General features: G+C 75.6%; 22 protein-coding genes and 1 pseudogene. 17 read left to right on the forward strand and 6 right to left on the reverse strand.

Features of this window, described 5'->3' with window-relative positions:
• A complete protein-coding gene (locus ACI8AR_RS11815) occupies nucleotides 1–528 on the forward strand; it encodes a DUF3180 domain-containing protein (RefSeq protein ID WP_457051204.1) in 528 nt (175 codons plus the stop codon).
• Between the two features lie 4 nt (nucleotides 529–532).
• Here ACI8AR_RS11815 and ACI8AR_RS11820 read toward each other — a convergent pair whose 3' ends face one another.
• Nucleotides 533–1717 carry an ABC transporter ATP-binding protein gene (locus ACI8AR_RS11820; RefSeq protein ID WP_457051205.1) on the reverse strand — a complete coding sequence of 395 codons (1185 nt, stop codon included), beginning with the start codon at nucleotides 1715–1717 and terminating at the stop codon, nucleotides 533–535.
• Nucleotides 1718–1720: 3 nt separating this feature from the next.
• Here ACI8AR_RS11820 and ACI8AR_RS11825 point away from each other — a divergent pair, with 3 nt between their 5' ends.
• The 4 genes from ACI8AR_RS11825 to ACI8AR_RS11840 all read left to right on the forward strand — a co-directional run bounded on the left by ACI8AR_RS11825 (nucleotide 1721) and on the right by ACI8AR_RS11840 (nucleotide 5440).
• Entirely contained in the window at nucleotides 1721–2452 is a 732-nt protein-coding gene (locus tag ACI8AR_RS11825) for an ABC transporter permease (protein WP_457051206.1), read from the forward strand.
• Nucleotides 2449–3189 (forward strand): ABC transporter permease, encoded by a 741-nt coding sequence (locus ACI8AR_RS11830; protein ID WP_457051207.1) that lies wholly within the window; start codon nucleotides 2449–2451, stop codon nucleotides 3187–3189. Before ACI8AR_RS11825 ends, ACI8AR_RS11830 begins: the two co-directional genes overlap by 4 nt.
• 161 nt (nucleotides 3190–3350) lie before the next feature.
• Nucleotides 3351–4361: a glycine betaine ABC transporter substrate-binding protein gene (locus ACI8AR_RS11835; protein WP_457051208.1), complete on the forward strand. Its 1011-nt coding sequence runs from the start codon at nucleotides 3351–3353 to the stop codon at nucleotides 4359–4361.
• An 83-nt stretch (nucleotides 4362–4444) separates the two neighbouring features.
• Entirely contained in the window at nucleotides 4445–5440 is a 996-nt protein-coding gene (locus tag ACI8AR_RS11840) for a DUF6779 domain-containing protein (RefSeq protein ID WP_457051209.1), read from the forward strand.
• Between the two features lie 20 nt (nucleotides 5441–5460).
• Here the strand turns inward: ACI8AR_RS11840 and ACI8AR_RS11845 are convergent, their stop codons facing one another.
• Entirely contained in the window at nucleotides 5461–6207 is a 747-nt protein-coding gene (locus tag ACI8AR_RS11845) for an SDR family oxidoreductase (protein WP_457051210.1), read from the reverse strand.
• Between the two features lie 307 nt (nucleotides 6208–6514).
• Here ACI8AR_RS11845 and ACI8AR_RS11850 point away from each other — a divergent pair, with 307 nt between their 5' ends.
• From ACI8AR_RS11850 to ACI8AR_RS11895, 10 genes are all read left to right on the forward strand, one after another.
• Complete coding sequence (locus ACI8AR_RS11850) at nucleotides 6515–7459, forward strand: Rossmann-like and DUF2520 domain-containing protein (RefSeq protein WP_457051211.1); 945 nt, start codon at nucleotides 6515–6517, stop codon at nucleotides 7457–7459.
• Nucleotides 7456–8310: a pantoate--beta-alanine ligase gene (panC, locus tag ACI8AR_RS11855; RefSeq protein ID WP_457051212.1), complete on the forward strand. Its 855-nt coding sequence runs from the start codon at nucleotides 7456–7458 to the stop codon at nucleotides 8308–8310. Before ACI8AR_RS11850 ends, panC begins: the two co-directional genes overlap by 4 nt.
• 8 nt (nucleotides 8311–8318) lie before the next feature.
• Nucleotides 8319–8732: an aspartate 1-decarboxylase gene (gene panD / locus ACI8AR_RS11860; protein ID WP_457051213.1), complete on the forward strand. Its 414-nt coding sequence runs from the start codon at nucleotides 8319–8321 to the stop codon at nucleotides 8730–8732.
• Complete coding sequence (locus ACI8AR_RS11865; protein ID WP_457051214.1) at nucleotides 8729–10408, forward strand: L-aspartate oxidase; 1680 nt, start codon at nucleotides 8729–8731, stop codon at nucleotides 10406–10408. Before panD ends, ACI8AR_RS11865 begins: the two co-directional genes overlap by 4 nt.
• Nucleotides 10402–11310 (forward strand): carboxylating nicotinate-nucleotide diphosphorylase, encoded by a 909-nt coding sequence (gene nadC, locus ACI8AR_RS11870; protein ID WP_457051215.1) that lies wholly within the window; start codon nucleotides 10402–10404, stop codon nucleotides 11308–11310. The genes ACI8AR_RS11865 and nadC overlap by 7 nt, the downstream gene beginning before the upstream one ends.
• Nucleotides 11311–11315: 5 nt before the next feature.
• Nucleotides 11316–12110 carry a type III pantothenate kinase gene (locus ACI8AR_RS11875; RefSeq protein WP_456936743.1) on the forward strand — a complete coding sequence of 265 codons (795 nt, stop codon included), beginning with the start codon at nucleotides 11316–11318 and terminating at the stop codon, nucleotides 12108–12110.
• A gap of 46 nt (nucleotides 12111–12156) precedes the next feature.
• Complete coding sequence (gene lysS, locus ACI8AR_RS11880) at nucleotides 12157–13659, forward strand: lysine--tRNA ligase (protein ID WP_457051216.1); 1503 nt, start codon at nucleotides 12157–12159, stop codon at nucleotides 13657–13659.
• A 159-nt stretch (nucleotides 13660–13818) separates the two neighbouring features.
• Nucleotides 13819–14172, forward strand: coding sequence for a histone-like nucleoid-structuring protein Lsr2 (locus tag ACI8AR_RS11885; protein WP_456930062.1), 354 nt, complete (start codon nucleotides 13819–13821; stop codon nucleotides 14170–14172).
• A 349-nt stretch (nucleotides 14173–14521) separates the two neighbouring features.
• Nucleotides 14522–17062 (forward strand): ATP-dependent Clp protease ATP-binding subunit, encoded by a 2541-nt coding sequence (locus ACI8AR_RS11890; RefSeq protein ID WP_457051217.1) that lies wholly within the window; start codon nucleotides 14522–14524, stop codon nucleotides 17060–17062.
• 142 nt (nucleotides 17063–17204) lie between these two features.
• A complete protein-coding gene (locus tag ACI8AR_RS11895) occupies nucleotides 17205–17348 on the forward strand; it encodes a hypothetical protein (protein ID WP_457051218.1) in 144 nt (47 codons plus the stop codon).
• Between the two features lie 7 nt (nucleotides 17349–17355).
• Here ACI8AR_RS11895 and ACI8AR_RS11900 read toward each other — a convergent pair whose 3' ends face one another.
• Nucleotides 17356–18231 (reverse strand): A/G-specific adenine glycosylase, encoded by an 876-nt coding sequence (locus ACI8AR_RS11900; RefSeq protein ID WP_457051219.1) that lies wholly within the window; start codon nucleotides 18229–18231, stop codon nucleotides 17356–17358.
• 78 nt (nucleotides 18232–18309) lie between these two features.
• On the opposite strand from ACI8AR_RS11900, the gene ACI8AR_RS11905 reads away from it, so the two are divergent.
• The gene (locus tag ACI8AR_RS11905; protein ID WP_457051220.1) at nucleotides 18310–19005 is read left to right on the forward strand and encodes a MucR family transcriptional regulator; all 696 of its coding nucleotides are present in this window, start codon (nucleotides 18310–18312) and stop codon (nucleotides 19003–19005) included.
• Nucleotides 19006–19027: 22 nt separating this feature from the next.
• Here ACI8AR_RS11905 and disA read toward each other — a convergent pair whose 3' ends face one another.
• The 3 genes from disA to ACI8AR_RS11920 form a co-directional block, all read right to left on the reverse strand.
• Entirely contained in the window at nucleotides 19028–20116 is a 1089-nt protein-coding gene (disA, locus tag ACI8AR_RS11910; protein WP_387987151.1) for a DNA integrity scanning diadenylate cyclase DisA, read from the reverse strand.
• 87 nt (nucleotides 20117–20203) lie between these two features.
• Complete coding sequence (gene radA, locus ACI8AR_RS11915) at nucleotides 20204–21574, reverse strand: DNA repair protein RadA (RefSeq protein ID WP_456936749.1); 1371 nt, start codon at nucleotides 21572–21574, stop codon at nucleotides 20204–20206.
• 76 nt (nucleotides 21575–21650) lie between these two features.
• A complete protein-coding gene (locus ACI8AR_RS11920; protein ID WP_457051221.1) occupies nucleotides 21651–22331 on the reverse strand; it encodes a hypothetical protein in 681 nt (226 codons plus the stop codon).
• Between the two features lie 560 nt (nucleotides 22332–22891).
• Here ACI8AR_RS11920 and ACI8AR_RS11925 point away from each other — a divergent pair.
• A pseudogene (locus ACI8AR_RS11925) lies at nucleotides 22892–22999 on the forward strand (cryptochrome/photolyase family protein); the annotation flags it as partial.
• Between the last annotated feature and the right edge of the window lie 353 nt (nucleotides 23000–23352).

Consider the following 23352-nt stretch of genomic DNA (forward strand, 5'->3'; position numbering starts at 1 on the left):
GTGAACCGCCGCGACCTGGTCGTCGTCGCCGTCGGGCTGGCGCTGGCCGCCTGGCTGCTGGTCCGCGTGACCTACGGCAGCCTGCCGCCGCTGCGCTGGTGGCTGCCGGTGCCGCTGGCGCTGCTCGCCGTCGTCGAGGCGCTGGGCGCCCGCACGCTGCGCGCCCGGCTGGCGGCCGAGCGCGCCGCCCGGCGCAGCGCCCGCGGGGGAGAGGCGGCTCCGCCGGCTGACCGCGGCGCGCCGCTGGTGCGCCGCGTCGAGCCGCTGCTGGTGGCGCGGCTGGCGGTGCTCGCGCAGGCCAGCGCCTTCGTCGGCGCCGCGTTCGTCGGCATCTGGGCCGGGGTGCTGCTGCACGTGGCCCCCGCGGTGTCCCGGCTGCAGGCGGCCGGGAACGACACCGTCACCGCGCTCGTCGGCGTCCTGTGCGCCGTCGCGCTGACCGTCGCCGCGCTGTGGCTGGAGTCGGTCTGCCGCATCCCGCCGGAGGAGCGCGACGACCCGCGGCAGGGGGACGGCGTCCGGGCCTAGCCGCTCACCCCCGGGCGGGCACCGGGCCGGCGGTCTCCGGAGCCGTCCCCTCCACCGAGCGGCGCAGCGCCGCGTGCAGCGACTCGGGGGTGAGCACCCCGAGGAAGACGTCGCCGTCGAGCACCGCGACCCAGCCGGCCTCGTGCTGGAGCATCGTCGCGAAGGCGGTCTTGAGCGACGCGTCGACGGGCACCCAGGCCTCCATCCGGTGCGCCGCCGACCCGACCGTGCCGGCGCCCGTGGCCCGCTCGGCCGACAGCCAGCCGTGCAGCCGGCCGTCGTCGTCGAGGACGACGGCCCAGCGGGCGCCGCCGGTCTCCAGCGACGCGCGGGCGTCGGCCAGCCCGTCGGCCACGTGCACGACCGGCGGCCGCTCCAGGTCGTCGGGGCCGATGCCGGTGACCGCCAGCCGCTTGAGGCCGCGGTCGGCGCCCACGAAGTCGGCGACGAAGGCGCTGGCCGGCCGGCCGAGCAGCTCCGCGGGCGGCGCGAACTGCTCGACGTGGCCGCGGGTGCTCATGACCGCGATCCGGTCGCCGAGGCGGACGGCCTCCTCGATGTCGTGGGTGACGAACACGATCGTCTTGCGCACCGTCTCCTGCAGCCGGAGGAACTCCGCCTGCAGCCGCTCGCGGACCACCGGGTCCACCGCGGAGAACGGCTCGTCCATCAGCAGGACGGCGGGGTCGGCCGCCAGCGCCCGGGCCACGCCGGCCCGCTGCCGCTGGCCGCCGGAGAGCTGGGCCGGGTACCGCCCGCCGTGGACGGCGGGGTCGAGGCCCACGGTGGTCAGCAGTTCGTCGACGCGGGCCCGGGTGCGCCGCTTGTCCCAGCCCAGCAGCCGCGGCACGGTGGCGACGTTGTCCCGCACGGTCTGGTGCGGGAAGAGGCCCACGTTCTGGATGACGTAGCCGATCCGGCGGCGCAGCCGGTCGGCGTCGACGCGGGTGACGTCCTCGCCGCCGAGCAGGATCCGCCCCGTCGTCGGCTCGATGACCCGGTTGATCATCTTCATCGTCGTGGTCTTGCCGCAGCCGGACGGGCCGACCAGGACCGACAGCTCGCCCGCGGCGAAGGTGAGGTCCAGCCGCTCCACGCCGACCGTGCCGTCTGGGTAGGTCTTGCTGACCCCCTCGAGCCGGATCTCCTCTGCGCTGCTCTCCCGGCCGCCATCGGCAGTAGCGTCCACGGGGTGACCTCCCTGGGTGCGCGCCCTCTGCTGGACGCGGTGAGCGACCCGGTGCCGGGGCTGCTCGCGGTGGACGAGGCGCCGAACCCGTGGTTCGACCCGTCCTACGTGACGGAGAACTGGGACTCCATCCTGTCCTACACCGGCGAGCACGTCCGGCTGACCGTGCTGGCGGTGGTGATCGGCGCGGCCATCGCGCTGCCGCTGGCGGTGCTCGCCCGGCGCAGCCGGTTCCTGTCGGCACCGGTGCTGGGCCTGTCCACGGTCGTCTACACGATCCCGTCGCTGGCGATGTTCGCCCTGCTGGTTCCCTTCACCGGGCTGTCGTCGAACACCGTGCTCATCGGCCTGGTCGCCTACTCGCTGGTCATCCTGGTGCGGAACTTCCTCGCCGGCCTGCAGGGCGTCCCGGCCGACGTCCGCGAGGCGGCCCGGGGGATGGGGCTGTCGCCCGCGCAGACGTTCTGGCGGGTGGACCTGCCGCTGGCCCTGCCGGCGTTCATGGCGGGGCTGCGGATCGCCACGGTGTCCACGGTGGCGCTGACGACGGTCGGCGTCCTGGTCGGCCACGGCGGGCTCGGGCAGCTGATCACCGGCGGGTTCGCGGCGAACTTCTACCGCGCCGAGATCGTCACCGGCGCGGTCGGGTGCGTGCTGCTCGCGCTGCTGGCCGACGTCCTGCTGGCCGGCGCCGAGCGGGCGCTCACCCCGTGGACGCGGGCGGTGCGGACGTGAACGACTTCTCGCGGGCGCTGGTCTACCTCAACGACCCGTTCAACTGGACCCGCCCCAACGGCATCGTCGACCTGACGCTGGAGCACCTGGGCATCTCCGCCGTCGCGGTGCTCGCGGCGATGGTCGTGGCGCTGCCGGTCGGCGTCGCCCTGGGGACGGCACGCCGCGGTGCGGGCCTGGTCGTCGTCCTGTCCAACGTCAGCCGGGCGGTCCCGACCCTCGCGCTGCTCACCCTCTTCGCCGTCAGCCCCATCGGCTTCGGCAACCGCGCGACGACGATCGCGCTGGCGGTGTTCGCCGTCCCGCCGATCCTCACGAACACCTTCGTCGGCTTCCGCGGCGTCGACCCCGAGGTGAAGGAGGCGGCCCGCGGGATGGGGATGAGCCGGGCGCAGGTGCTCGGCCGGGTCGAGCTGCCGCTGGCCCTGCCGCTGGTGACCACCGGCATCCGCACCGCGGCGGTCCAGGTGGTGGCGACGGCGGGGCTGGCCGCGCTGGTCGGCGGGGGAGGGCTGGGCCGGCTGATCAACCTCGGGTTCGGCCAGCAGGACTACGGCGTGATGATCGCCGGCGCGATCCTCGTGGCGGGCCTGGCGCTGCTCACCGAGCTCGTCCTCGCGGTGCTGTCCTGGGCGATCACCCCGGGCCCGCGCCGGCTGCCGTTCCTGCACGCCCGCACGACGCCGTCACGGGACGGCGCCGTGCCGGAACCCACCGCCAGCGGAGTGCCGCTGTGAGCTGCGTCTCCGGCTGATCGCGGGCAGGTAACGAGAGCGCAACACATCAGCGGGGGCGGTGTCGGTGTGCGGGGCCCGCGGGTTGCATGGGCCGCGCGGGGGACCCCCGCCAGACACGCGTCGCGGCCGCACGCCGCACGGGACACAGAAGGCGGGACACCATGCGCAAGCAGCGCGCCCTGGCTCCTCTCCTGCTCACCGGTCTGCTCCTGACCGCCGCCTGCGGCGAGTCGGGCTCCTCGGGCACCGGCGGCTCGACCGCGAGCGGCTCGGCCGCCAGCGGCGACGCCTGCGCCCCGGTGGCCGGCGACCAGCTGGTCGTCCTCGAGGACGACCAGGAGCTGCAGAACGCCGACAACATCGTGCCGGCGGTGACCTCGGCCACCGCCGCGGCCAACCCCGCGCTGGTGCCGGCCCTCGACGCGGTCTCGGCGGCGCTGACCACCGACCAGCTCATCGACATGAACGCCGCCGTCGACCTCGAGCGGCAGAGCGCCGAGGACGTCGCGGCGCAGTGGGTCGAGGACAGCGGCGTGACCGAGGGCCTCGAGCAGGGCAGCGGGCCGGTGATCGTGGGCGCCGGCAACTTCACCGAGTCGACGATCCTGGCCAACGTCTACGCCGGGGTCCTGCGGGCCGCGGGCTTCGACGCCACCGTGCGCGAGGTGGGCAACCGCGACCTCTACCTGCCGGCGCTGATCTCGGGCACCGACCTGCAGGTCTTCCCCGAGTACCTGGCCACCGTCACCGAGGCGCTCAACGCCCAGGTCAACGGCCCCAACCCGACGCCGATCGCCAGCGGCGACGCCCAGGCCACCCGCGACGCGCTGCAGCCGCTGGCCGACCAGGTCGGGCTGACCTTCGGCACGCCGTCGGAGGCCGCCGACCAGAACGCCTTCGCCGTGACGCAGGAGTTCGCAGAAGGGCTGGGCGTGAGCACGCTGTCGGAGCTCGCCGACGCCTGCGGCGACGGGTCGCTCGTCCTGGGCGGGCCGGCCGAGTGCCCGACCCGGCCGTTCTGCCAGCCGGGCCTCGAGGAGACCTACGGCCTGCAGTTCGCCGAGTTCCGCGAGTTCGACGCCGGCGGCCCGGCGACCAAGGCCGCCATCCAGCAGGGCGAGGTCTCGATGGGCCTGGTCTTCAGCTCCGACGGCGCCCTCGCGCAGGACTAGCGACTCCGGGCGGGCCCCCGGCCGCGGCACACGGGACGATTCCGTGCCGCAGTCGGGGGCTCGCTCAGCGTTACCCTGAGGTCATGCGGACGGGAGGACGGCTGCGCGTCGCCGGGCAGGTGCTCGGGTGCGTGCTCGCCACCGCCGCGACCGCCGTCGTCTTCCTCAGCGACGACCCACAGGTCCTGCGGGTGGCCGTGGTCGCCGTCGCCTGGGCCTGCCTCGGCGCCGCCTTCGTGGCCGGGCGCCGGCCGGAGCCGGCCACCGGCGGTCCCGACGTCGCCGCCCTCGAGGCGCAGCTGCGCCGGGCCCACGAGTCCGAGCGCGACCGCGACGCGGCCGCCCACCGCGAGTCGGAGCGGCAGCTGGAGGCGCGGGTCCGCGGCGAGTCCGAGGCGTCGATGCGCCGCGAGCTCGACGGGCTGCGGGCCGAGCTGGCCGGGCTGCGCGGGGACCTCTCGGGCCTCGGCGCGCTGCACGCCGAGGTCGCCGCGATCGGCGCCCTGCGGACCGACCTGGCCGAGCTGGCCGGCCTGCGCGCCGACGTCGGCCGGCTGCGCGCCGAGCTGACCGAGCGGTCCGCGGGCGAGCTGCCCCACACGGGCGAGCTGCACCACTCCGGCGAGATGCACATCGAGCGGGTGGTCATGCGCACCCAGTCGGTGCGGACCGGCCGCGAGCCGCTGGAGCCGGCGACCGCGGCCTGGCACGCCGCCGTCCCGCGGGAGCTGGGCGGCTGGCCCGCGCCGTCCGAGGGCCCCGGCACCGGGGTGCCGACCACGGCCGCCGTGCCGCTCCCCGCGCCGGAGCCCGAGCCCGAGCCGGTCGCGCGCGTGGTGACGCCGCCGCCGGTCCCGCGCCGGCGCCACACCGACCTGCCCGCCGGCCTGCTGCCCCCGGCGCCGCAGGAGCAGCTGACCCTCGAGCGCCCCTCCGTGCACTCCTCCGCCGCGCGGCACGGCGGTCACGGGGCACCGGTGCCGCCGGACGACGAGGCCGGCGCGGCGCGGCTCGCGCAGATCCTCGCCGAGAGCGGGGTCACCCCCGGCGGCCGGCGCCGCCGCTACCGCGACGCCTGAGGCCGCGGCAGTGGCGTCGGCTACGCCGGGCCGCGGGAGAGCGCGCCGCCGTCGAGCACGAGCGTCTGGCCGGTGACCCAGCCGGCGCCGAGCAGGTAGGCCGCGGCCTCGCCGACGTCCTCGGGCTCGCCGAGCCGGCCGGCCGGGTAGGCGCGGGCGGCCTCCTCCTCGCGCCCCTCGTACAGCGCGCCGGCGAACCGGGTCTTCACCACCGCCGGGGCGACCGCGTTGACCGTCACCTTCGGGCCGAGCTCCACGGCCAGCTGGGTGACCAGGTTGACCAGCCCCGCCTTGCTGACGCCGTAGCCGCCGATCATCGGCGATGCCTTGAGCCCGGCCACCGAGGCGACGACGAGGACCGAGCCGCCGTGCTCGGACATCCACGCCCGCCAGGCCTCCTGCACCAGGCCGAGCGTGCCGACGACGTTGGTGTCGAGGATCTTGCGGAACGCGTCGAGGTCCAGGTCGACCATCGGGCCGTACACCGGGTTGATCCCGACGTTGCCGACCAGGTGGTCGAGGCGGCCGAACCGCTCGACCGCGGTGCGCACCGCCTCGGCCCGGTGCGCGGCGTCCCCGGCGTTGCCCGCCACGCCGACGGCGACGTCGGGACCGCCGAGCGACGCGACGGCCTCCTCCAGCGCCTCGGGCTTGCGGGCGGTGAGCACCACGCGCGCCCCCCGGTCGACCAGGCTGCGGGCGATGGCCAGCCCGATGCCGCGGCTGCCGCCGGTGACCAGTGCGGTGCGTCCCTCGAACGTGCCCACGTCACTCCCTCGTGTCCGCCGGCGACCGCGTCGGCGCCGGTGCCGCCGCAACCGTAGGACCGCCCCGTCCGGGCGCCCCGCCCACCCCGGCGAGCGGAGCGTGAGCCACCCCACACCGCCGTTCCGTTGCAGGGGCCCCGGGGCCGACTCACACTCGCCTTCGGCGCGTCCCCCGCGTGACACACCCGGTCGCAGCGGACGGCCCGCCGGCACCACCGCACCGCACCCGCACCACCCGGGCCGCCAACGACGACGGTCCGCCCACCGAGTCCGGTACCCGCCAGGGACTGGAACGAGAGGTGACCCGATGCCTGCTGCCCGCAGGACCCCCCGCGCTGCCGGGCTCGAGCCCGCCGACAGCGCCCCCGCCCGGCTCCGCGTCGGTGTCATCGGCGCCGGCCGCGTCGGCGCCGTCCTCGGGGCCGCGCTCGCCGCCGCCGGCCACGACGTGGTCGCCGCCTCCGGCGTCTCCACCGCCTCCGCCGAGCGCGCCGCCCGGTTGCTGCCCGGCACCCCGCTGCTGCCCGCCGACGAGGTGGTCGCCGCTGCCGACCTCGTGGTGCTCGCCGTCCCCGACGACACGCTGCCCGGCCTGGTCGCGGGCCTCGCCGAGACCGGCACGTGGCGCGCCGGCCAGCTGGCCTTCCACACCTCCGGCGCGCACGGCCTGGCCGCCCTCGCCCCCGCGGAGCGGGCCGGCGTCCTCCCGCTCGCCCTGCACCCCGCCATGACCTTCACCGGTGCCCCCGAGGACGCCGACCGGCTCGCCGGCGCCCCGTTCGGCGTCACCAGCCGCCCCGAGCACCGGCCGGTCGCCGAGACCCTGGTGCTGGAGATGGGCGGCGAGCCGTTCTTCGTCGCCGAGGACGACCGGCGGCTCTACCACGCGGCGCTGGTCACCGGCGCCAACCACCTCGTCACCCTCGTCGCCGAGGCCGCCGACCTGCTGCGCCAGGCCGGCGTCGACGCCCCGGGCCGGGTGCTCACCCCGCTGCTCACCGCCGCGCTGGACAACGGCCTGCGCCGCGGCGACCGCGGGCTCACCGGCCCGGTCAGCCGCGGCGACGTCGGCACGGTGGCCGACCACCTCGCGACGCTCACCGACCGGGCACCCGAGTCGGTGGCCGCCTACGTCGCGATGGCGCAGCGGACCACCGAGCGCGCGCTGTCCGCCGGCCGGCTCAAGCGGCACGAGGGCGCGCCGCTGCTGGACCTGCTGTACGAGGCCGCGGACCCGGCCGGGTCCCGATGACGACGAGCACGCGTCCGGCCGTCGCGGAGACGGTCGCCGAGCTCCGCGAGCTGATCGCCCGACTGCCCGGCCCGGTGGCGTTGGTCCCGACCATGGGGGCCCTGCACGAGGGGCACCGCACGCTCGTCCGCGCCGCCCGCGAGCGGGCCGGCAGCGTCGTCGTGTCGGTGTTCGTCAACCCGACCCAGTTCGGCCCCGGCGAGGACCTCGACCGCTACCCGCGCACCTGGGACGCCGACCTCGCCGCGCTCACCGACGAGGGCGCCGACGTCGTGTTCCACCCGCCGGTCGACGAGGTCTACCCGCCCGGCTCGCTCGGCGTCACCGTCGACCCCGGCCCCCTCGGGTCGGTCCTCGAGGGCGCGGTCCGGCCCGGCCACTTCGCCGGCGTGCTGACCGTCGTCGCCAAGCTGTTCGGCCTCACCCGGCCCGACCTCGCGTTCTTCGGCGAGAAGGACTACCAGCAGCTGACGCTGGTCCGGGCGATGGTCCGCGAGCTGGCGCTGCCGCTGGAGGTGGTCGGCGTGCCGACCGTCCGCGAGGACGACGGCATGGCGCTGTCCAGCCGCAACCGCTACCTGGCGCCGGAAGAGCGCGCCCGGGCCGCGACGTTGAACAGGGCGCTGCGTGCCGGGGCGGACGCCGGCCCGCGCGGCGCCGCGGCCGTCCTCGCCGCCGCCCGCGAGGTGCTGGCCGGCGCGCCCGAGCTGGTGCCCGACTACCTCGAGCTCACCGACCCCGACCTCGGCCCCGCACCCGCGGCCGGCCCCGCCCGCCTCCTGCTGGCCGCCCGCGCCGGCGCCACCCGACTCCTCGACAACGTCCCCGTCACCCTGGGAGAGCCCCGATGATGCGCACGATGCTCAAGTCCAAGATCCACCGGGCGACGGTGACGCAGGCCGACCTGCACTACGTCGGCTCGGTGACGGTCGACGAGGACCTGCTCGACGCCGCCGACCTCATCCCGGGCGAGCAGGTGGCGATCGTGGACGTCACCAACGGCGCCCGCCTGGAGACCTACGTCATCCCCGGCGAGCGGGGCAGCGGCGTCATCGGCATCAACGGCGCCGCCGCGCACCTCGTGCACCCCGGCGACCTGGTGATCCTCATCAGCTACGGCCTCATGGACGAGACCGAGGCCAAGAGCCACATCCCGAAGGTCGTGCACGTCGACGGCGGCAACCGCGTCGTCGAGCTGGGCGGGGACCCCTCGGCCCCGGTGCCGGGCGCGCCCGACCAGCAGCGCAGCGACCTCGGCGTCCCCGTCCGGTGACCCTGGCGGCCCCGACCGTCAGCGGCCTGCCCACCCGGCTGGCCGCCCCCGCGCCGGGCTGGGAGCTGTCGGCCGACGTCTGCGTCGTCGGCTCCGGCGTCGCGGGCCTGTGCGTCGCGCTGCACGCCCGGGCCGCCGGGCTGTCGGTCGCCGTCGTCACCAAGGTCCGCGTCGACGACGGGTCGACCCGCTGGGCGCAGGGCGGCATCGCCGCGGTGCTCGACCCGGCCGACAGCCCCGAGGCCCACGCCCGCGACACCGAGGTCGCCGGCGTCGGGCTGTGCGAGCCCGACGCCGTCCGCACCCTGGTGACCGAGGGCCCGGCGCGGCTGCACCAGCTCATCGGCTGGGGCGCCGGCTTCGACCGCGACGAGTCGGGCCGCCTGCTGCTCACCCGCGAGGGCGGGCACACCGCCGACCGGATCGTGCACGCCGGCGGCGACGCGACCGGCGCCGAGGTCATGCGCGCCCTGTGCGAGGCCGTGCACGCCGACCCCGGCATCACCCTCGTCGAGCACGCGATGGTGCTCGACCTGCTCACCGACGCCGGCGGCCGGGCCGCGGGCGTCACCCTGCACGTCCTCGGCGAGGGCACCGAGGACGGCGTGGGCGCGGTCCGCGCGCGGGCCGTCGTCCTCGCCACCGGCGGGATGGGCCAGGTCTACGCCGCGACGACGAACCCCCCGGTGTCCACCGGCGACGGCGTGGCCCTGGGCCTGCGCGCCGGCGCGGTCGCCACCGACCTGGAGTTCGTGCAGTTCCACCCGACGTCGCTGTACCGCGGACCGGGCGCCCGCGGGCAGCAGCCGCTGGTCAGCGAGGCGCTGCGCGGCGAGGGCGCGGTGCTCCGCGACGGGGCGGGGGAGCGGTTCATGCTCGGCGTCCACCCGCAGGCCGAGCTCGCGCCGCGCGACGTCGTCGCCAAGGCCATCACCCGCGTGCAGCTGCGCGACGGCGTCGACCACGTGTGGCTCGACGCCCGGCACGTCCCCGGCCTCGCCGAGCGGTTCCCGACCATCGTGGCCAGCTGCCGCGCGATCGGCGTCGACCCGGTCACCGACCTGGTGCCGGTCACCCCCGCCGCCCACTACGCCTCCGGCGGACTGGTCACCGACCTCGCCGGCCGGACCACCGTCCCCGGGCTCTACGCCTGCGGCGAGGCCGCCTGCACCGGCGTGCACGGCGCCAACCGGCTGGCGTCGAACTCGCTGCTGGAGGGGCTGGTGTTCGCCGCCCGCATCGGCGCGGAACTGGCCCGCTCGCTGCCCCCGGCCGAGCCGGCCCGCGCGGCCGTCGCCGGGACCTCGGGCCTGCTGGACCCGGCCGGGCGGCGCACGGTCACCGAGACGATGTCCGGACGGGTCGCCGCGCTGCGCTCGGGCGCCGGGCTGGCCGAGGCCAGCGGCGTGCTCGCCGCGCTGGCCGCCGGGCTGGCGGCCGGCCCCGGCGCCACCCCCGGCGTGGCGAGCTGGGAGGCCACCGACCTGCTCACCGTCGCGAGCGCCCTCACCGCCGCCGCCGGCGCCCGCGAGGAGACCCGCGGCTGCCACTGGCGCGAGGACCACCCCGCCACCGAGGAGGACTGGCGGGTGCACCTCGACGTCCGCCTCGACGACGACGGCCGGCTGCGCCTGACCCGCCGGCCGGTGGGGACCCCCGTGGTGCAGCCGTGGTGACCGCCGACCCGCGGTCGCTGGCGGGCACCGGGCTGGCCGAGGCCTGGGTCGACGACCTGGTCGAGCGCACGCTGGCCGAGGACCTCGCCGGCGGGGCCGTCCTGCCGAGCGCGCCGGACCTGGCCGTCGCCCTCGACGTCACCAGCGCCGCCACCGTTCCCCCGGCGCAGTACGGCACCGCCGACCTCGTCGCCCGCGCCGACGGCGTCGTCGCCGGCCTGCCCGTCGCCGCCCGCGTGTTCGCCCGCCTCGCACCCGGCGCCACGCTCACGGCCGGTGCGGCCGACGGCGACCGGGTGACCCGCGGCGACGTGCTGCTGACCGTCCGCGGGCCGGTCCGCGCGCTGCTGGCCGCCGAGCGGAGCGCGCTGAACATCGCCAGCCGGGCCAGCGGCATCGCCACCGCCACCCGCGCCTGGGTGGACGCCGTCGAGGGCACCGGCGCCGTCGTCCTCGACACCCGCAAGACCACCCCGGGCCTGCGTCCGCTGGAGAAGTACGCGGTGCGCTGCGGCGGCGGGTCGAACAAGCGGATGGGCCTCTACGACGTCGCGATGGTCAAGGACAACCACGTCGCCGCCGCGGGCTCGGTCGCGGCCGCCGTCGCGGCGGTGCGGGAGCGGGCGCCGCGGGTGCCGGTGCAGGTGGAGGCGGACACCCCCGCGCAGGCGGCCGAGGCGGTCGAGGCCGGCGCGGACTTCCTGCTGCTGGACAACATGCCGCCCGCGCAGCTGCGCGAGGTGGTGGCGCTGGTCGGCGGCCGCGCGGAGCTCGAGGCCACCGGCGGGCTCACCCTCGCCGTCGCCCGCGAGGTCGCCGCCACCGGGGTGGACTTCCTGTCGGTCGGCGCGCTCACGCACTCCTCGCCGATCCTCGACCTCGCGCTCGACCTGCGGAGCTGACCCCCGTGCTGCTCACCGTCGACGTCGGCAACAGCCAGACCGTGCTGGCCACCTTCGACGGCGCCCGGCGGGTCGGGTGCTGGCGCGTGACGACGCACGCGCGGGCCACCTCCGACGAGATCCGGATGCTGTGGCGCGGGCTGCTGCGCGACACCGAGGTCACCGGCGTCGCCGCGTGCTCGACCGTGCCGGCGCTGCTGCCCGCGCTGCGGCAGCTGCTGGACTCCCTCGAGGTGCCGGTCGTGCTCATCGGCCCCGGCGTGCGCACCGGCGTCCCGCTGCACGTGGACAACCCGCGCGAGGTCGGTGCCGACCGAGTGGTCACCGCGCTGGCCGCGCACGAGCTGTTCGGCCGGGCGCCCGACGGCAGCGGCCGCCCGGTCGTGGTGGTCGACTTCGGCACCTCCACCAACGTCGACGCCGTCGGCCCCGACGGGCAGTTCCTCGGCGGCGCGCTGGCCCCGGGCGTCGAGGTCAGCCTGGAGGCGCTGGCCACCCGCGCGGCGCAGCTGCGGTCGGTGGAGCTCACCGTGCCGGCGCAGGCGATCGGCAAGAACACCGTCGCCGCGCTGCAGTCCGGGCTGGTGCTGGGCTTCGCCGGCCTGGTCGACGGGCTGGTCGGCCGGATCGCCGGCGAGCTGGTCGCGCAGTTCGGCGACCCTCCGGTCGTCGTCGCCACCGGGGGCCTGGCGCCGCTGGTGGCCGACAGCTGCCGCACCATCGGCGAGCGCGAGCCCGACCTCACCGTGCACGGCCTGCGGCTGGCCTTCGAGCGCTCCCAGGCCGGCGGCCGCCGCTAGGACGTCGCCGGAGGTGGCGCGGCGCACGGCCGTAGGCTCGGACGACGTGACCGACGAACCCCCGGGCCTGCCGGACGACGAGCTCCCCGAACAGCTCCGGGTCCGCCGCGCCAAGCTCGACCGGCTGCGCGAGTCCGGCGTCGACCCGTACCCGGTCACGGTGGAGCGCACGACCTCGCTGGCCGACGTCCGGGCCAAGCACCCCGACCTCGAGCCCGACACCATGACCGGCGAGCGGGTCGGCGTCACCGGCCGGGTCATCTTCAGCCGCAACACCGGCAAGCTGTGCTTCGCGACGCTGCGCGAGGGCGACGCCGAGCTGCAGGTCATGCTCTCCCGCGACCGGGTGGGCGCCGACGCGCTCGACGCCTGGAAGGCCGACGTCGACCTCGGCGACCACGTCTTCGTCGAGGGCGAGATCGGGACGTCGCGGCGCGGCGAGCTGTCGGTGTTCGCCGACTCCTGGCGCATGGCGGCCAAGGCGCTGCGTCCGCTGCCGGTGGCGCACAAGCCGATGAGCGAGGAGCTGCGGGTCCGCCGCCGCTACGTGGACCTCATCGTCCGGGACGACGCGCGCCGCACCGTCCGGCAGCGCGCGCAGGTGATGGCCGCGCTGCGGTCCGGGCTCACCGGCCGCGGCTTCCTCGAGGTCGAGACGCCGATGCTGCAGACCGTGCACGGCGGCGCCGCGGCCCGGCCGTTCCGCACGCACATGAACGCCTTCGACCTCGACCTCTACCTGCGCATCGCGCCCGAGCTGTTCCTCAAGCGGTGCATCGTAGGCGGCCTGGAGAAGGTCTTCGAGATCAACCGCAACTTCCGCAACGAGGGCGCCGACAGCTCGCACTCGCCGGAGTTCGCGATGCTCGAGTTCTACGAGGCCTACGCCGACTACCAGGACGTGGCGCGCACCACGCGCGAGCTGGTCCAGGAGTGCTGCGCCTCGCTGTTCGGCGACCACGTCGCGCGCCACCACGACGGCACCGAGATCGACCTGTCGGGGGAGTGGCCGCAGGTACCGCTCTACACCCTGGTCTCCGACGCCGTCGGCGAGGAGGTCACCCCGGAGACGCCGGTCGAGCGGCTGCGGGAGCTGGCCGGCCGGCACGACGTCGGCGTCGACCCGGCGTGGCTGCCCGGCAAGGTGGTCGAGGAGCTGTTCGAGGCGCTGGTGCAGGACTCCCTGCAGGCGCCCACGTTCGTCGTCGACTACCCGGTCGACACCTCGCCGCTGACCCGCGCGCACCGCACGACGCCGGGCCTGGCGGAGAAGTGGGACCTCTACATCGCCGGCATCGAGCGCGGCACCGGCTACTCCGAGCTGGTCGACCCGGTGGTGCAGCGCGAGCGGTTCACCCAGCAGGCACTGCTGGCCGCGGCCGGCGACCCCGAGGCCATGGTGCTCGACGAGGACTTCCTCGAGGCCCTCGAGTACGGGATGCCGCCCAGCGGCGGCGTCGGCATGGGCATCGACCGGCTCATGATGACGCTCACCGGACTCGGCATCCGCGAGACCATCCTCTTCCCACTGGTCCGGCCGATTTCCTGAAACACGCCGTACCGCTGCCGGACATTTCCTCCCCGAAAGGGCGACCCGCCGCGCGGGATTGGTCCGGCAGCTCCCTTCTGTGGTGGAATGTCCACGTCGCCGAATTCGGCGACGTGGATTGTCCGGCCACGGGGGCCGAGAGGGAGCGAGGAAAGCGGAATGGCGCGCAAGGTCCAGGTGATCCTGAGTGACGACCTCGACGAGGACCTCCCCGCCGACGAGACGGTGAGTTTCTCGCTCGACGGCACGAACTACGAGATCGACCTGTCCGAGAAGAACGCCGAGGAACTGCGCAACGCCTTCTCCCGGTACGTGCAGGCGGCCCGCAAGGTCGGCCGCGGCGGCGGCCGGGCCTCCGGCGGCGGCCGGTCCCGGGCCACCGGTGGCGGCGGCCGGATGGACCGCGAGCAGGCCGGCGCGATCCGCGACTGGGCCCGGAAGAACGGCCACAACGTCAGCGACCGCGGCCGCATCCCGGCCAGCGTCGTCGAGGCCTACGAGGCCGCCCACTAGACGGAGGACCCCCTCGCCCCCCACCCCTCGCTCCGCTCGGGGTGGGCCCCTGCGAGGGGGTCGTCCCAGCACGTCACCGGTGGCCCGGTCCCTCAGGGGGACCGGGCCACCGGCGTCCTCGGGGGACACGCCGTCCGCTGTCGGCGTAACGCTCCCGGAACACCGCCCCGTCACCATCGGTTGGACCGGGCAAGCCACCCACCGCACCGCCGGTCGCGACCGACGGGACGGCGTGGTCCGTGACTACAGTGGAATGACCGGTGCCCCAGCGCGCCGACGGACGTCGGGTGCTCCTCCCCGCTCGTGGGGAGGGACGTGCCGGACCAGCCGGTCAGAGGAGAAGCAGCAGATGTTCGAACGGTTCACCGACCGAGCCCGACGGGTGGTCGTCCTGGCGCAGGAAGAGGCCAGGATGCTCAACCACAACTACATCGGCACCGAGCACATCCTCCTGGGCCTGATCCACGAGGGTGAGGGCGTCGCTGCCAAGGCCCTCGAGTCGCTCGGCATCTCGCTCGAGGGTGTCCGCCAGCAGGTCGAGGAGATCATCGGCCAGGGCCAGCAGGCCCCGTCCGGGCACATCCCCTTCACCCCGCGGGCGAAGAAGGTGCTCGAGCTGTCCCTGCGCGAGGCGCTGCAGCTCGGCCACAACTACATCGGCACCGAGCACATCCTGCTCGGCCTGATCCGCGAGGGCGAGGGCGTGGCCGCCCAGGTCCTCGTGAAGCTGGGCGCCGACCTCAACCGCGTCCGCCAGCAGGTCATCCAGCTGCTCTCCGGCTACCAGGGCAAGGAGCCGGCCTCGGCCGGCGGCCCCTCCGAGGGCACGCCGTCGACGTCGCTGGTGCTCGACCAGTTCGGCCGCAACCTGACCCAGGCCGCGCGCGACTCCAAGCTCGACCCGGTCATCGGGCGGGCCAAGGAGATCGAGCGGGTCATGCAGGTCCTCTCGCGGCGGACCAAGAACAACCCCGTCCTCATCGGCGAGCCCGGCGTCGGCAAGACCGCCGTCGTCGAGGGCCTGGCCCAGGCGATCGTCAAGGGCGAGGTCCCCGAGACACTGAAGGACAAGCAGCTCTACACCCTCGACCTCGGCGCCCTGGTCGCCGGGTCGCGCTACCGCGGTGACTTCGAGGAGCGCCTCAAGAAGGTGCTCAAGGAGATCCGCACCCGCGGCGACATCATCCTGTTCATCGACGAGATCCACACCCTCGTCGGTGCCGGTGCCGCCGAGGGCGCGATCGACGCCGCCAGCATCCTCAAGCCGATGCTGGCCCGCGGTGAGCTGCAGACCATCGGCGCCACCACGCTCGACGAGTACCGCAAGCACCTGGAGAAGGACGCCGCGCTCGAGCGCCGCTTCCAGCCGATCCAGGTGGGCGAGCCGACGCTCACCCACACGATCGAGATCCTCAAGGGCCTGCGCGACCGCTACGAGGCGCACCACCGGATCAGCATCACCGACGGCGCCCTCGTCGCCGCCGCCACGCTGGCCGACCGGTACATCTCCGACCGCTTCCTGCCGGACAAGGCGATCGACCTGATCGACGAGGCCGGCGCCCGGATGCGGATCAAGCGGATGACCGCCCCGCCGGACCTGCGCGAGTTCGACGACCGGATCGCCGGCATCCGCCGCGAGAAGGAGTCCGCGATCGACGCGCAGGACTTCGAGAAGGCCGCGTCGCTGCGCGACAAGGAGAAGACCCTCCTGGCCGAGAAGGCCGAGCGGGAGAAGGCGTGGAAGGCCGGCGACATGGACGTCGTCGCCGAGGTCGACGACGAGCAGATCGCCGAGGTGCTGGCCAACTGGACCGGCATCCCCGTCTTCAAGCTCACCGAGGAGGAGACGACCCGTCTGCTCCGCATGGAGGACGAGCTCCACAAGCGGATCATCGGCCAGGAAGAGGCCATCAAGAGCGTCAGCCAGGCGATCCGGCGCACCCGCGCGGGCCTCAAGGACCCGCGTCGCCCCGGTGGCTCGTTCATCTTCGCCGGCCCCTCGGGTGTCGGTAAGACCGAGCTCGCCAAGGCGCTCGCGAACTTCCTGTTCGGCGAGGACGACGCGCTCATCCAGATCGACATGGGCGAGTTCCACGACCGGTTCACCGTGTCGCGGCTCGTCGGTGCCCCTCCCGGCTACGTCGGCTACGACGAGGGCGGCCAGCTGACCGAGAAGGTGCGGCGCAAGCCGTTCTCGGTGGTCCTCTTCGACGAGATCGAGAAGGCCCACGCCGACGTCTTCAACACGCTGCTGCAGGTGCTGGAGGACGGCCGCCTCACCGACGGTCAGGGCCGGATCGTGGACTTCAAGAACACGATCCTGATCCTCACGACCAACCTCGGGACGCGGGACATCTCCAAGGCGGTCGGCCTCGGCTTCCAGGCCGGGAACGACGACCAGTCGAACTACGAGCGCATGAAGACGAAGGTCCACGACGAGCTCAAGCAGCACTTCCGGCCTGAGTTCCTCAACCGCATCGACGACATCGTCGTGTTCCACCAGCTGACCGAGGCCGAGATCATCCAGATCGTCGACCTGATGCTCGCCCGCGTGGAGAGCCAGCTGAGCAACAAGGACATGTCGCTCGAGGTCACCCAGGAGGCCAAGAAGCTCCTGGCGGCCCGCGGGTTCGACCCCGTGCTGGGCGCCCGGCCGCTGCGCCGGACCATCCAGCGCGAGATCGAGGACGCGCTGTCGGAGAAGATCCTCTACGGGGATCTGACCGCCGGTCAGATCGTCGTGGTGGACGTCGAGGGCGAGGGCACCGACGCGAAGTTCACCTTCCGCGGCGAGACCAAGCCGATCGACCTGCCCGACACGCCGCCGGTGGCGCTGACCGTCGGCGACGACGAGGACGGCACCCAGGGCCCGTCGCTTCGCAAGGAGTGAGCAGGTAGCTCCACCGACAGGGGCCGTCTCCCGCGAGGGAGGCGGCCCCTGTCGCGTCCGCGGGGAGGGGGGCGGGGCGACGGCCCGCGGGGACCACCCGAGGCGGACGCCGGTCCACGGCGGGCTGCTGATCGCGTTCGCCATGGTCGGCGCCACGCCGGTCGTGGTGGCCGGCGCGGGCCTGCCGGGCGCCGTCCGCGGCCTCCTGCTCGTCCTGGCCACACTGACGGCGCTGGCGGGGTGGCTGCTGACCTTCCGCGACCTCACGCCGCCGCGGCGCCGCTGAGCGGGGCTCAGGCGGGGAGGGCGAACCGGCCGTCGTCGGTCTGCTCGACCAGTCCGTCGGCCAGCAGGGAGTCCAGGCAGCGAGACCGCTGCGCCGCGTCGTCCCAGGCGGCGTCGAGGGCCGGGGCGGGCACCGGGCCGTCGGCGGCGCGCAGGACGTCGAGCAGCCGGCCGCGGACCTGTCGGTCGGTCCCCGCGAACCGTTGCACCCGCCGCGGCGGCCCCTCGGCGGCCGGGCAGCCGGCCAGCCGCCAGGCGCACCGGTCGCGCACCGGGCAGGCGCCGCACCGCGGGGTGCGGGCCACGCAGACGAGCGCGCCGAGCTCCATGGCCGCCACCGAGAACCGGCACGCCCGCTCCCGGTCCGCCGGCGCCAGCGCCGCGACGTCGGTCAGGTCGGAGGCGCGCGCGGTGCCGGCCTCGGCGCGGCCGTGCACCAGCCGGGCCACCACCCGCCGCACGTTGGTGTCCACGACCGGCTGCGGCGTCCCGTGGCCGAAGCAGGCCACCGCCCGGGCCGTGTACGTCCCGATGCCCGGCAGCGCCTCCAGGGCCGCCACGTCGGCCGGAACGGCGCCCCCGTGCCGCTCGGTGAGGGCGACGGCGGTCTCCCGCAGCCGCAGCGCCCGCCGCGGGTAGCCGAGCTTGCCCCAGGCGCGGATCACCTCGGCCGGCGACGCGGCGGCCAGCGCGGCCGGCGTGGGCCAGCGCTCCATCCAGGCCTGCCACACCGGCTCGACCCGCGCCACCGGCGTCTGCTGCAGCATCACCTCGCTGACCAGCACCGCCCACGGGCCCACGCCGGGCCGGCGCCACGGCAGGTCGCGGGCCGCCGTGGCGTACCAGTCGACGAGGGCGTCCCCGAGCCCGGCGGTGCTGCTCACGGGGGTCCAGTGTGCCCGGCCCGGACCGGCGGCGTGCCCTGCCGGGGCGGCCGGGAGCCGCCGACTACGGTCGCCTTCGTGCTGCACCCGGTCGGGCCCCTGCCGGCCGCCGTCTACTGGCGACGGCGGCTGCTCGTGCTCCTCCTGCTCGTCGCCGTCCTCGGCGGCGGGAGCTGGCTGGGGGTGGCGCTGCTGGGCGGCGGCCCGGAGGGCTCGACCACGGCCGCCGGCACCTCGGAGGCGGCGTCGACGGCGCCGGCCGCTGAGGAACCGCCCGCCCTCGACCGGGTCCTCCCGTCACTGGCCAGCGTGCAGACCCCCACCCCACCGCCCACCCCGACGCCCGCGCCGCCCGCGGCGCCGGCCGCCCCGGTGCAGGAGGCCGGCGCCCCGTGCGGCGACGACGTCGTCGCGCTGGAGGTGCGCACGCCCGGCACGGTCGCCTCCGGGTCCTCGCCGACGCTCGAGCTCGTCGTCACCAACACCGCCGCGGTGCCGTGCACCCGCGTGCTGGACAAGCAGGTGCAGGAGATGGTGCTGCTCGACGCGGCCGGCGCCCGGCTGTGGGGCAGCAACGACTGCCAGCCCGAGACCAGCAGCGACACCCGCACGCTGCAGCCCGGCGAGCAGGTGGTGTTCCCGCTGGTGTGGAGCGGCCTGACCAGCGAGCCGACCTGCACCGCCGAGCGCGTGGCGGTGGCCCCGGGGCAGTACGTGCTGCGCGCCCGGCTGGACACCAAGACCAGCCCGGACGCCGTCCTGCAGGTGACCTGAGCGCGGCCGAGGGCGGGAGCCGTCAGCTGTAGCGGTCGAGTATCGAGGTCTCGGCCAGCCGGGACAGGCCCTCGCGGATGCCGCGGGCGCGGGCCTCGCCGACGCCCTCGACGGCGAGCAGGTCCTCGATGGTGGCCGCCAGCAGCTTCTGCAGGCCGCCGAAGTGGTCGACCAGCCGGTCGATGATCGCCGCGGGCAGCCGCGGCACCCGGGCCAGCAGCCGGTAGCCGCGCGGGCTCACGGGGGAGTCCAGCGCGTCGGCCGAGGTGGGCAGCCCGTAGCAGCGCGAGACGGCGGACAGGTCCAGCAGCTCGGTGGCCGACAGCGCCCGCAGCTCGGCGAGCACGTCCTCGATGGTCCGCGGCCGGCGGGTGCCCGCGGCGGGCAGGTAGTCGCGCACCAGCAGCGCGCGGTCCTCCTCGACGCCGGCGAGCATCTCGTCGAGCTGCAGGGCCAGCAGCCGCCCGTCGGTGCCGAGTTCGACGACGAAGCCCTCGATCTCGTCGGCGATCCGCCGGACCATCTCCAGCCGCTGGCTCACGCTCATCGCGTCGCGGACCGTCACCAGGTCCTCGATCTCCAGCGCCGAGAGGGTGCTGGCGACCTCGTCGAGGCGCAGCTTGTACCGCTCCAGCGCCGCGAGGGCCTGGTTGGCGCGGGCGAGGATCGTCGTCGGGTGCTCGAGCGTGTAGCGCCGGCCGGCCACGTAGACGCTGATGATGTGCATCGACTGGCTGACCGAGATCACGGGGAACCCGGTCTGCACGGCCACCCGCTCGGCGGTCCGGTGCCGGGTGCCCGACTCCTCGGTGGGCACGGTCGGGTCGGGCATCAGGTGCACGCCGGCCCGGACGATGCGCAGCCCGTCGGAGGACAGGATCACCGCGCCGTCCATCTTGGCCAGCTCGCGCAGCCGGGTGGCCGACAGCGCGACGTCCAGGGCGAACCCGCCGGTGCAGATGGACTCCACGACCCGGTCGTAGCCGAGCACGATCAGGGCGCCGGTGCGGCCGGCCAGGATGCGCTCCAGGCCGTCGCGCAACGCGGTCCCCGGGGCGATGCGGCCGAGCAGTTCGCGCAGGGCGACCTCGGAGTCCACAGCGGGGGGCACGGGCGCTCCTGACGTCGTCGTGGTACGGCCACCGAGTCTACGTGGCACGCCGACCTGCCGGTCGGGACCGGGGTGTGGTGAGCAGGCTCACCCGGGGAAGAGCCCGGCGAGCGCCGCTCCCAGGTCGGGCACCTCCATGAGCCGGATGCCCTTGGGGGCCTGGCCGGCGTCCGGCGGGACCAGCGCGAGCCGGTAGCCCTGGCGGGCGGCCTCGGCCAGCCGCCGGCCGGTGCCGCCGACCCGCCGGATCTCCCCGGACAGGCCCACCTCGCCCAGCGCGATCATCCCCTCGGGCAGCGGGGTGTCCCGCGACGCCGAGGCGATCGCCAGCGCGAGCGCGAGGTCGGCCGCGGGCTCGGCGATCTTCACGCCGCCGACGGAGGCGGCGAACACGTCGGCGTCGGCCAGCCGGACGCCGCCGCGCCGCTCGACGACGGCGTTGACCATCGCGACCCGCTGCGAGTCCAGCCCGCTGACCGCCCGCCGCGGCGAGCCGCCGCCGGTGTTGGTGGCGACGAGGGCCTGCACCTCGGCCAACAGGGGCCGGCTGCCCTCCATGGTCACCGTGACGCAACTGCCGGGCACCGAGGCGGTGCGGCGCGAGACGAACAGGTGGGAGGGGTCGGGGACGCCGACCACCCCGCCGTCGCCGATCTCGAAGCAGCCGATCTCGTCGGCCGGGCCGAACCGGTTCTTGGTGGCGCGCACCAGGCGCAGGGTGGAGTGCCGCTCGCCGTCGAAGGACACGACGACGTCGACCAGGTGCTCCAGCGCCCGCGGCCCGGCGATCGCGCCGTCCTTGGTGACGTGCCCGACGAGGATCGTCGTCATCCCGCGGGACTTGGCGACGGCGGTGAGCGCGGTGGCCACCGAGCGGACCTGGGTGGCGCCGCCGTCGGTCCCCTCGACCGCGGAGGAGCGGACGGTCTGCACGCTGTCGAGCACCAGCAGCGAGGGCGCCACCTGCTCGACGTGGGCGAGCACGGCCGACAGCTCGGTCTCGGCGGCCAGGTAGAGCCGGTCGTGCAGGGCGCCGATCCGCTCGGCGCGCAGCCGCACCTGCGCGGCGGACTCCTCGCCCGAGACCACCAGCGTGGGCCCGTTGGACTCCGCGACCCGGTGGGCGACCTCGAGCAGCAGCGTGGACTTGCCGACGCCGGGCTCGCCGGCGACGAGGACCACCGCGCCGGGCACCAGGCCGCCGCCGAGGACGCGGTCGAACTCGGGGATGCCGGTGGGCACCGCCCGCGCGCCGTCGAGCTGGACCTGGGCGATCGGCCGCGCGGGCGCGGTGACCGGGCCGGCGGCGACCGAGCGGAGCGCCGGCGCGGCGGGCCCGACCTCCTGCAGCGTGCCCCAGGCCTGGCACTCCGGGCACTTGCCCATCCACTTCGCCGACGAGAAGCCGCACTCGGTGCAGCGGTGGGCGGGACGGGCGGACTTCACTCCGGAGGGCACGCCGCCACGGTAGGTGGGGGTGCCGACACTCCCGGGGAGGCCGGGCGGGTCACCGGAGGCAGGTCACCCCGGGCCGTCACTCGGCCTGGGTGTCCTCCTCGCTCTCCGGGTTCTCCTCCTCGAGGCCCTCCTCGAAGTCGAAGCTCTCGCCCCGCTCGATCTCCTCGTCCGGACCGGCGACCAGCGCCTGCGTGGTGATCTCGCCGGCCTGCTCGAAGGTCAGGGTGAGCGTCACCGTCTGCCCGGCCGTCAGCTCCTCGCCGAGGTCCTGCAGCGTGACCGTCGCGCCGTCCTCGCGCCCGATGTAGAGGGCGGTGTCGGCCGGGATGTCGAGCGACAGCCGGGTGCTCGCCGTGCCGCCGGCCGACGCACCCGGGGTGGCACCGGTGCTGCCCGGCGTCGGGGTGGCCGTGGGGGAGCTGCCGGCGGGCGACGACGGCGAGGGGGTGGGCCCGGTCGCCGAGACCAGCACGCCGTCGAAGCCCTCGCCCTCGATGCCGGTGAGGGTGTCGTCGGCGTCGGAGGCGTTGACGATCGTGAGGATCAGCTCGGCGTCGTCGCCCTCCTCGTACCGGCCGTTCTCCGGCGGGGCGAGCAGGACCTGGCGCAGCAGGATGTCCTCCACCTGCGCCTGGGGGCCGACCTTGTCGCGGTCCTGGGTGCCTGTCTGGGAGACCTGGCCGGCGCTGCAGGCGCCGAGCGCGACCGGGCTGAGGACGAGGGCACCCATCACGGCGGCGCGCAGCGCGCGGTTCACAGCGGTCGACCTCCACGGGGAAACAGCAGCCGGCCACCGTGTGTCTCGATGGCCCGAGTCGCGCCGAGCCTAACGGTCCGCCCACCGTGTCCGCCGGGAGGTGAGGCCGATGGGGCGCCCAGGACCCGGTGCCGGCGGCGAGCCGAGCGACCCTGCCCTCGCTGACTTCCCCGAACGGTCGCCCGGTACGCGTCGGTGGACCTTCGCCGACCAGCTCGGCCCGCACGTCCTCGACGCGCCCGCCCAGCCGGTGCTCCTGGTCGAGTCGAGGGCGGTGTTCGCCCGCCGGCGGTTCCACCGGCAGGAGGCCCACCTGGTGCTCTCCGCGCTGCGCCACCGGGCTGCCGAGCGGGGGACCAGGCCGACTTCCACCGGGTCACCACCTACGCCGAGGCCCTGGACCGGTACGACGAGCCGCTGGGCGTCTGCGCCCACCGCCTGGAGCAGCCGCGACCACGTGCTGCGCCGCCCCGGCCCGCAGGTGCTCGCCGCGCGCGGCTTCGTCAGCAGCCAGGCCGAGTTCGCCCGGTGGCCTAGGCCGCGGCCGCCGCCGGCTGCTGGTGGAGGACTTCCACCGCGACGCCCGCCGCCGCCTCGACGTCGTCATGGACGGCGCGGAGCCGCTGGGCGGGCAGTGGAACCGCGACCACGAGAACCGGAACCCGCCCCGCGGGACGGCCGCTCCCCGGCCCCGGAGCGTGGTGCCCACCGAGGACGAGATCGACGAGCAGGCGCGCCGACCCCGACCGCCGGGAGGCCGACGGGGAGGTCTCCTTCGTCGGCGAGGACGGGCCGCGGCGGCGCCTCGGCGACGACGCCTGCCCCTACACCGCCGGCTCCTGGGCCTTCCTCGAGCGCAACCGCGAGCGGCTGGCCGGCAACCAGCGGATGCGCCGTCCGCTGCAGGGCCTGGACCGGCTCGGGGACCTGCCGGCCGTCGTCGAGCAGGAGGCCGCCCGGGGCGCCGCCGCCCCCTGATCGGGGGACGGACGGTCCAGTTCCGCGCCCCGCCTGCCGATGC

This window comes from Geodermatophilus sp. SYSU D01036 (assembly GCF_054050435.1).

What these genes read in the sequence shown, in the direction of transcription:
- ACI8AR_RS11895 (WP_457051218.1), top strand. Translation starts at nt 17,205, where the DNA reads ATGGTCGGCGCCACGCCGGTCGTGGTGGCCGGCGCGGGCCTGCCGGGC.
- ACI8AR_RS11885 (WP_456930062.1), top strand. Translation starts at nt 13,819, where the DNA reads ATGGCGCGCAAGGTCCAGGTGATCCTGAGTGACGACCTCGACGAGGAC.
- ACI8AR_RS11890 (WP_457051217.1), top strand. Translation starts at nt 14,522, where the DNA reads ATGTTCGAACGGTTCACCGACCGAGCCCGACGGGTGGTCGTCCTGGCG.
- ACI8AR_RS11835 (WP_457051208.1), top strand. Translation starts at nt 3,351, where the DNA reads ATGCGCAAGCAGCGCGCCCTGGCTCCTCTCCTGCTCACCGGTCTGCTC.
- panC (WP_457051212.1), top strand. Translation starts at nt 7,456, where the DNA reads ATGACGACGAGCACGCGTCCGGCCGTCGCGGAGACGGTCGCCGAGCTC.
- ACI8AR_RS11850 (WP_457051211.1), top strand. Translation starts at nt 6,515, where the DNA reads ATGCCTGCTGCCCGCAGGACCCCCCGCGCTGCCGGGCTCGAGCCCGCC.
- panD (WP_457051213.1), top strand. Translation starts at nt 8,319, where the DNA reads ATGCTCAAGTCCAAGATCCACCGGGCGACGGTGACGCAGGCCGACCTG.
- ACI8AR_RS11840 (WP_457051209.1), top strand. Translation starts at nt 4,445, where the DNA reads ATGCGGACGGGAGGACGGCTGCGCGTCGCCGGGCAGGTGCTCGGGTGC.